Annotated in this window: 1 protein-coding gene; it reads left to right on the top strand. The window is 66.8% G+C overall.

What is annotated here, in order from left to right:
• Positions 1–71 precede the first annotated feature (71 nt).
• Positions 72–874 (top strand): IS5 family transposase gene (locus CF165_RS49735; RefSeq protein ID WP_093954566.1). Its coding sequence is split into 2 segments (ribosomal slippage): positions 72–408 and positions 408–874, totalling 804 coding nucleotides; the frame shifts between segments, so codons are not numbered across the junction.
• Positions 875–882 lie beyond the last annotated feature (8 nt).

Here is an 882-nt window from a genome sequence, read left to right as displayed (position 1 = left end):
CTTAGAGGTCAGTTCAGAATGAGTCGGCGTGTCGGCTTTGCTGGGACTGCGGGGCTTTCCAGAATGTTGGTATGCGTGAGGAGGTTCTGACCGACCAGCTGTGGGAGCGGCTCGAGCCGCTGCTTCCGGTGCACCCACGGCGTTTCCGCTACCCGGGCCGCAAGCGTGCCGACGACCGCGCCGCACTGGAAGGCATCCTGTACGTCATCCGCACCGGCATCGGCTGGAACCGCCTGCCGACGGCGTTGTTCGGCGCTTCCGGGGCCACCTGCTGGCGCCGGTTGACCGAATGGCACGAGGCTAGCATCTGGCAGCAACTGCACGAACACCTGCTCGCGGAGCTACGTGCTGCTGGGCTGCTGGATCTGTCGGCCGCGTTGGTCGATTCCACTCATCTGCGTGCCCTCAAAGGGGGGAGCACACCGGCCCCAGTCCGGTCGACCGGCGCAAGCTTGGCTCGAAGCACCACCTGATCACCGACGCCCACGGCACCCCGCTCGCGGTCACACTCACCGGCGGCCATCGCAACGACGTCACCCAGCTGATTCCGCTGATCGACGCTGTCCCAGCGATCCGGGGAACCGTCGGCAAGCCACGGCGCCGGCCACGCCGGCTCTATGCCGACCGCGGCTACGACCACGACAAATACCGTCGCCTGGTCCGCGCCCGCGGCATCACACCGGTCATCGCCCGCCGCGGCGTCGAGCACGGCTCCGGCCTGGGCACCATCCGCTGGCCGGTGGAACGCACTTTCGCCTGGCTCAAAAATTTCCGGCGTCTGCGCATCCGCACCGAACGACGAGCCGACGTCCACCAAGCCATCCTCAGCCTGGCCTGCTCCGTGATCTGCCTCCGCAAACTCATTCTGAACTGACCCCTTAG

The sequence above is a fragment of the Amycolatopsis vastitatis genome, from assembly GCF_002234595.1.
Classification (GTDB): domain Bacteria; phylum Actinomycetota; class Actinomycetes; order Mycobacteriales; family Pseudonocardiaceae; genus Amycolatopsis; species Amycolatopsis vastitatis.
This window is presented reverse-complemented; position numbering and strand designations above follow the sequence as displayed.